10 protein-coding genes are annotated in these 6,000 nt (G+C 70.7%); 1 reads left to right on the forward strand and 9 read right to left on the reverse strand.

The window, feature by feature from the left end; genetic code table 11:
- The first annotated feature begins 142 nt into the window (after positions 1-142).
- Positions 143-790: a hypothetical protein gene (locus tag CR470_RS17605; RefSeq protein ID WP_097868541.1), complete on the forward strand. Its 648-nt coding sequence runs from the start codon at positions 143-145 to the stop codon at positions 788-790.
- Positions 791-980: 190 nt separating this feature from the next.
- On the opposite strand, the gene CR470_RS17610 is transcribed toward CR470_RS17605, so the two are convergent.
- The 9 genes from CR470_RS17610 to CR470_RS17650 form a co-directional block, all read right to left on the reverse strand.
- Positions 981-1,568 carry a hypothetical protein gene (locus tag CR470_RS17610; protein ID WP_097868542.1) on the reverse strand — a complete coding sequence of 196 codons (588 nt, stop codon included), beginning with the start codon at positions 1,566-1,568 and terminating at the stop codon, positions 981-983.
- A 72-nt stretch (positions 1,569-1,640) separates the two neighbouring features.
- Positions 1,641-2,114: a hypothetical protein gene (locus tag CR470_RS17615; protein ID WP_097868543.1), complete on the reverse strand. Its 474-nt coding sequence runs from the start codon at positions 2,112-2,114 to the stop codon at positions 1,641-1,643.
- Positions 2,111-2,290 carry a hypothetical protein gene (locus tag CR470_RS17620; RefSeq protein WP_097868544.1) on the reverse strand — a complete coding sequence of 60 codons (180 nt, stop codon included), beginning with the start codon at positions 2,288-2,290 and terminating at the stop codon, positions 2,111-2,113. The genes CR470_RS17615 and CR470_RS17620 overlap by 4 nt, the downstream gene beginning before the upstream one ends.
- A gap of 181 nt (positions 2,291-2,471) precedes the next feature.
- The gene (locus tag CR470_RS17625; RefSeq protein ID WP_097868545.1) at positions 2,472-2,750 is read right to left on the reverse strand and encodes a hypothetical protein; all 279 of its coding nucleotides are present in this window, start codon (positions 2,748-2,750) and stop codon (positions 2,472-2,474) included.
- Positions 2,747-3,190: a hypothetical protein gene (locus CR470_RS17630; protein ID WP_097868546.1), complete on the reverse strand. Its 444-nt coding sequence runs from the start codon at positions 3,188-3,190 to the stop codon at positions 2,747-2,749. The genes CR470_RS17625 and CR470_RS17630 overlap by 4 nt, the downstream gene beginning before the upstream one ends.
- Positions 3,187-3,861 (reverse strand): GGDEF domain-containing protein, encoded by a 675-nt coding sequence (locus CR470_RS17635; RefSeq protein WP_097868547.1) that lies wholly within the window; start codon positions 3,859-3,861, stop codon positions 3,187-3,189. The genes CR470_RS17630 and CR470_RS17635 overlap by 4 nt, the downstream gene beginning before the upstream one ends.
- A 93-nt stretch (positions 3,862-3,954) precedes the next feature.
- A complete protein-coding gene (locus tag CR470_RS17640; RefSeq protein ID WP_097868548.1) occupies positions 3,955-4,296 on the reverse strand; it encodes a hypothetical protein in 342 nt (113 codons plus the stop codon).
- The gene (locus CR470_RS17645) at positions 4,293-4,559 is read right to left on the reverse strand and encodes a hypothetical protein (protein ID WP_097868549.1); all 267 of its coding nucleotides are present in this window, start codon (positions 4,557-4,559) and stop codon (positions 4,293-4,295) included. Before CR470_RS17645 ends, CR470_RS17640 begins: the two co-directional genes overlap by 4 nt.
- Complete coding sequence (locus CR470_RS17650) at positions 4,556-5,536, reverse strand: ATP-binding protein (RefSeq protein WP_097868550.1); 981 nt, start codon at positions 5,534-5,536, stop codon at positions 4,556-4,558. Before CR470_RS17650 ends, CR470_RS17645 begins: the two co-directional genes overlap by 4 nt.
- Positions 5,537-6,000: the final 464 nt, after the last annotated feature.

The raw sequence follows: 6,000 nt of genomic DNA on the forward strand, positions 1-6,000 counted from the left end.
ATGAGGGGTTTCACGCCTTTTGCCCCTTCGTGAGTCCCGGCACCGAGAAGATCACGAAGAAGTCCCTGGAAGCGATTCCATTGGACTACTCCGCCCAAAACGCTTCACCTCTGCCGATCGTGGCCCGTCGGTGACACCCGAGATGCCTGACCGGATCGCACAGCTCCCCGTCAACGTCCGTCCGCAGCTCGGCGAGATCACCGACTCCTACATCCGACGGCTGGCCAGAGCCAAGCCCAGTTACCTGCACGGCTACCTCTGCGGGCCTCCCTTCTGGGTCGGGAAACCCCAAATCGAACGGCTTGCCGCCGTCTCTGGACGCTCCACGGCCGCCCTGGAGCACGCACTCTCAGATGCCAAATCGCCCCGCGGCCGACCTAAGCCGGGCCCTCGCACCCTCCGCCTCCATCAGCACAGGACACTCACCCGTCACGGGGTCGATCAGGCCGTTCTTATCCAGCACGATGCACTGGACGGGAGCATGACCGTCCGCGCCATTTCCGCGGAATGGGAGGTCCCCCGCTGGCTGGTTCGCCGTGTCCTGAACTCCTCGATCTTCCCAGCTCGCAGCACACGCCGACGACGCAATGCCCTCGACTACGAGGCCCAGGAACTGATCGCCGAAATGATCAGCAAGGGGATGCGGGCAAAGGAAATCTGGACCGAGCTCATGGACATCCACGACGTCTCAGTGTCGATCGCGAACCTGCAGATCATGGCCACCAAGCAACGTCGCGCGCCTCAGAACCAGCAGCAGCGGCTCTCCCCGGGCAGCGCAAAGGCATCCTGATCCGGATCGCTCCAACTTCGATGAGACGAGCTCCACCTTCAGTGAGACAGGACAGGGATGTCACACCGAAGGCCATGCTCGAAGGACTGCGCGCGAAGGGCCGGGAAAGGCGCGCCGCTGTTCCCAGAACCCAAAAGGGCCCGTGCCCCTCCACGGGGCACGGGCCTGGCGATCCCTCTCTACAGATACCTCACCGACGCCTTCGGAGACGCTGAGCAGTCCTCCTGCACCAGGAGGCCTGCACAGGCCTGTGGCCAAGAGAGATGGAGAGCCACCGGTCCAGCTGCGCGATGCGCTCCTCGCCGAACCACTCGGGCTGGTGGTCGGCGCCCTGGCAGACCGGGCAGATGTGGTCGTGGTCGATGAACTCGTACTGCGGGGGACAGCCGAGTTCCGCGCAGTCCGGGAGGAGGGGGTCCTCGCCGCAGCCGGAGCAGTACGGGCAGCGGGTGAAGCGGTAGTCGATGGGGGCGCCGTCGTGGAGGTCGGTGTGGAGCTGGGCGAGGCCGCGGACTCCGAGCTCGCGGATCAGGGCGTCGGCGGAGTGGACCTGGCTGCTGAGGGGGGTGCGGTGGTAGGTGCTCAGCATTTGGGCTGCGGTGCACCAGGCGAGGGTGGTGCGGTTGACCGGCGGGGTGGGCCGGCTGCTGGCCCACGGGTCATCGGGGTCCGGGGGAGGGGTTGGGGTGGCGGGGGCGGTGAGCGGGAGGCCTTGGGTGGTGAGTTGGGTGGTGACGTCGGAGATCCGCTGGGGGAACTGGTTGAAGAAGGTGAGCATGAGCGTCCTTGGTCTGGGGTCGGGTTCGGTGGCGCGGCATCGTGGCCGGCGGGGCGGGGGAGGGCGTGGCCTTCAGGGCGGGTTGGTGTTCTCGAAGGCGTGGATGAGGTGGCCGATGGTGTCGGGGGTGGCGGCTTCGCCGACCCAGCGGCCGGTGGTGGTGAAGACGGGGACCTCGTCGCGGTCGGCGTCGAACACGAGGACGTAGGTGCCATAGCGCTCCAGCACTGTGGCTCCGAGGTGGGTGAGCGGCGCGGTGTCGAGGACGTGGATCGCGTGGACGCGTAGATGCGGGGGAGTGCCGGGGGAGCCGGGCTCCGTGACGGTGCCGGAGATGCGCAGGAGGTCGCCGAGCTGGGCCCGGTGCAGGATCAGCTCGGTGGCTGCGGGGGTTTCGGTGGTGCACGCGAAGACCTGCGCGCAGGAGTCCGGTTCGGTGGTGTCCAGGTGGTCGAGGAGCCGGATCAGGTCGAAGTGGGCGGCTGCGGGGTGGGGGCCGGGTTCCGGGGCCGTGTCGAGGTATCCGTCGAGGGTGATGGGGTTCATCGGGCGGCCTTCATGGTGGTGTGGCGGGGGCGGGGGGTGTGCTGGGCGCGGAGGAGGGCGTCTCGGTTCTGCTTCTGCTGGGCCGGGGTGAGGGGCCGGGGCTTGTGGTGGCGGCTGGACCAGTTCGGGTGGGCTGCGGGTTCGGGGTAGGCGTGGTCCTGGTGGCTGCTGCTCATGAGGGACCTCCGGGGGAGGAGTTCAGGAGTGGGGTCGCGGATCGTGGCGGTGGGTGCGTGTGCTGAGCGAACCGGGGTGCGGTCACCGGTTCGCTCACCGCGGGAGTGCGTACGGGGTCACGACTCGGGGCGGGTTCGTGGTGAGGTGACCGGATCACCTTGGTGAGTTCGGTGCTGCCGGTCAGGCGTGGTTGTTCTCGTGCCGGCTCTTGGGCTGGGAGTCGGAGGCGAAGCGGCCCCGACGTGCCTCGACCGGGTGGGCTGCGATCCAGCTCTCGGCGCAGGCCTTGTGGACGGGTTCCTTGGCGTGGGAGCGCATCGGTGTGGGTCGCTGGCACAGTGCGCAGGGCTGGTCCTGCCACTGGTCAAAGTGCTGGCTGTCCCGCCAGTCGAGCAGCTCGCCGGGCGCGGGGATCAGGCCGGGCTCGATGGGCTGCTTCCTGTTGCGGGCGCGGGTCACGGCCGCAGGTGCGGCAGCTGCTGGAGGACCTGGTCGATGAGGTCCTCGGTGGGCCGCCAGGGCCCGAGCTGTCCGCGCGCGGGGATCGGCAGGGCGAGGGCTTGGACGTCGACGAGTTCCAGGTGCCATGCCCCGGGCTGCGCGAACTCGGTGCAGGGCGCGGAGCCGTCCGGGTCCTGGTGGCAGCCGGTCAGCCGGGCGACCCCGATCACCGCGCCGGTCGTCAGCTCACGGCCGCGAATCGTGCGGGCGACCATCGGCAGGCGCAGGGCGTGGCGGTCGATCTGGATGCTCGCGTGCAGGAGGAGCCAGCTCGGCCGCCACGGCCGCGGGCGGTTCTCGATGGTTTTCGCGCCGGTCAGGATCGCGGTCGTCCAGGGCTGCTTGATGCTGATGCCGCGGATCCAGTCGCCTGCCGGCGGAAGGGGAGCGGTGCTCATGCGGCTCGCCCCCACATGGTGGTGCCCGGACGTCCGGCGCGGCGGCCGTTGATGGACGCGACGGTGGTGTGCGCGAGGGTGGCGAGGACCGGGCTGCCGGAGTGCTTGCCCTCGTACAGTGCTGCGTCGGCGGCCCGCTGTAGGCGGGACAGGTCGCGGGTGCTGAGCACGTCCGGGGTTGCGGCGCCGACCGAGGCGGCGACGTCGACCGTGCGGCCGTCGTCCAGGACGACCGGGGTGTGCAGCATCCGGATCAGCTGCTCCAGGCGCCGTTCGCGTCGGTCGGCGTTCAGGTCCAGGACGACGGCGAACTCGTCGCCTCCGAGGCGGCCGACTGCGGCGCGGGGGCCCGCCCAGGCGGTGAGCCGGCTGCCGAACGCGGCGAGGACCGCGTCACCGGCCGCGTGGCCCAGGGTGTCGTTCACGGCCTTGAAGTGGTCGGCGTCGACCATGACCACGGTGACGTCGTCGCCGTGGCGGGCGAGGAGGCGGCGGGCGCGGGCGGTGTAGGCGTCGCGGCGCAGGAGCCCGGTGAGCGGGTCGCGTTTCGTCGCGGCCAGCCGCTTGTGCAGGGCGACGGCGTGGACCGTCCAGCCGGTCAGCGGCAGGGCCGCGGTGATGAGGAGGGTGCGAGGGCCGATCCGGTCCGGTAAGCGCACGGTGCGGTTCATACTGAGGTGTCCCTCTCGTCTTGTGCACGGGTGGGTTCAGCTCGGGACCGCCGTTGCGTCGGCGGTCCCGAGCGCTTTCGTGTGCTGGTGCCTTCAGGTGGTGCGGGGGTGCGGTCGGGGATCGGCACCGGTGCGGGCGCGGGTCTCGGTGAGGATCGCCCGTTCGTCGGGGTGGTCTCGTACGACGGTGCGCAGGGCGTGCCACCACACGTCCGCGTACCTCTGCCGCTCTTCCAGGTCCCGCAGCGTTTCGGTGAGCCGGTCGAGGCGGGCGGCGAGCTTGTCGCACAGGCACTGCGCGTCGGGGTCCTGGATCCGGGCCATGCAGCCCGGTGCGAGGCAGAGCGTGCCGTCGGGGTCGGTGAACCAGTAGCAGCCCGCCGGGACGGTGTCCGGTGTGGTCGGGGCCGGGTTCTCACGGGTGTTGCGGGTCACCGGTCGCGGCCTTCCGCGGGCTGCCGGTCGGCGATGGCCAGGAGTTCCGTGGCGAGGCCGGCCGCAGACAGGATGGTGCGCAGGATCGAGGCCAGACCGGACTGCTCGATGGGGTCGAGCCGGTCCCATACGGCGTGGGCGTCACTGTGGGCGCCGACGGCCTTGAGGTAGTCGGCCTCGGTGGTGGCGGTGTGCTCAGCACCGCATCGGCCGCACCGGAAGACGGCCTGGTCCCAGCCGCAGGGCGGGGTGTTGGTCGTCATCCCCAGATCGCTTCCATGGCCTGCGCTTCGAGGTCGGCGCGGCCCTCGGGGTCGTCCTCCAGGTCCCGGTCGTCTTCCGGGTGGTGGACGGTGCAGCGCACGTCCGGGTCGGTCATCAGCTCGCCGGTCAGGGCGCGCAGGAGGTCGGTGACGTTGTAGGCCGGGGCCCAAGCCGGACCCTGGCACTCGTCGTCGGCGGGGCAGCCGACCAGGACGTCGAAGCCGATGTCGCCCTCGCCGTCGGTGTCGTTGCGCTGGGCGAGGATGATGCGGTCCGCTCCGAGGCGGATCTCCGCGACGCGGTCGCCGCCGGCGAGCTGCGAGCCGTCGCGCCAGCGCCACATCGGCAGGATCTCGGGGCCGAAGGTGCGGCGGACCAGGAGCAGGTCGCCCAGGCCCTCGCTGTCGTCCCAGCCGAGCTCCGCGCGCCGGGCGTCGCTGAGCGGCTGGAGCAACTCCTGAAGGCGGTAGAGGTTCTCCGCGACGACGACGTGGTCGAACCCTTCGGCGGGCAGGCCGGGGAGGGCGGTGACCATGGCGGCGTGCTGCGCGCGGACGACCGGCTCGGGAACGCGCCGGTTCGCGGGCCGGGCTTCCTGGCGCTCCACGCACACGGAGACCGGGGTCGGGACGACCAGGGCGACGGTGGGCACGCCGTGGCGGCGGGCGGTCGCGATCAGGTCGGCCCGCACGGACTTCCCGGTGTTTGTCGCGTCGAGGATCGTCGTTTTCCGGCGGGCGAGGCGGGCCTCCAGGACGGCCTGGAGCGCGAACACCGCGTCACCGGTGGATTCCTGGCAACCCGCGTCATCGCTCACGAGAGCCCGGAACGTGTCGAGCTCGAGGACCTGCGTGGCGGGCCAGGTGGAGGCCCAGGTCGACTTGCCCGAACCGGCCGCGCCGATCAGGCAGACCAATGAGGGCTCGGGGATCGTCGTGTCGAGGGGTAGTGCGTTCTCCAGGCGGAACGGTTTCATGGGGCATCTCCTTGTAGGCGGGGTGTGCGGGCGGCCCGGATGAGCCGCTGCCCGCCCCGGTCGGGCGGGGCGGGCAGCGACCGGGCGTCAGTCCTGGCGGTGTCCGGGTCAGACCATGGCGCGGTATTCGGCGGTCATGTCCGCGAGCTCGCGCAGCAGGCCCGCGGCGCGGGCGACGAACACCTGCTGCTCCAGCTGTGTGCCGCCGTCCAGCTCCACGTCGAGCGCCTGGTCGAGCAGCCCGGCGGCGGTGCCCAGGTCGTCTGCTCCCGAGATGCCGTGGCTCTGTTCACGAGAACGGACAGCACTTCGACGTCAGTTTCGGAGGCGGTTGGCCACTGGGCTCCGGCCTGAATGTTCACGAGTTTGGGCAGCGGCCTACGGCTGTGAGGGCTTGAGGATCGTGCAAATGTCGTCCGCACTGCAGGCGGCGGGGTCAGTGGTTGCTGCGCGGGCTGCGAGGT

The organism is Streptomyces sp. rh34 (assembly GCF_002551245.1).
Classification (GTDB): Bacteria; Actinomycetota; Actinomycetes; order Streptomycetales; family Streptomycetaceae; genus Streptomyces.

Excerpts from the sequence above, each read along its gene's own strand:
- CR470_RS17645 (WP_097868549.1), bottom strand. The coding sequence starts at position 4,559 with ATGACGACCAACACCCCGCCCTGCGGCTGGGACCAGGCCGTCTTCCGG.
- CR470_RS17650 (WP_097868550.1), bottom strand. The coding sequence starts at position 5,536 with ATGAAACCGTTCCGCCTGGAGAACGCACTACCCCTCGACACGACGATC.
- CR470_RS17630 (WP_097868546.1), bottom strand. The coding sequence starts at position 3,190 with ATGAGCACCGCTCCCCTTCCGCCGGCAGGCGACTGGATCCGCGGCATC.
- CR470_RS17610 (WP_097868542.1), bottom strand. The coding sequence starts at position 1,568 with ATGCTCACCTTCTTCAACCAGTTCCCCCAGCGGATCTCCGACGTCACC.
- CR470_RS17635 (WP_097868547.1), bottom strand. The coding sequence starts at position 3,861 with ATGAACCGCACCGTGCGCTTACCGGACCGGATCGGCCCTCGCACCCTC.
- CR470_RS17605 (WP_097868541.1), top strand. The coding sequence starts at position 143 with ATGCCTGACCGGATCGCACAGCTCCCCGTCAACGTCCGTCCGCAGCTC.
- CR470_RS17620 (WP_097868544.1), bottom strand. The coding sequence starts at position 2,290 with ATGAGCAGCAGCCACCAGGACCACGCCTACCCCGAACCCGCAGCCCAC.
- CR470_RS17615 (WP_097868543.1), bottom strand. The coding sequence starts at position 2,114 with ATGAACCCCATCACCCTCGACGGATACCTCGACACGGCCCCGGAACCC.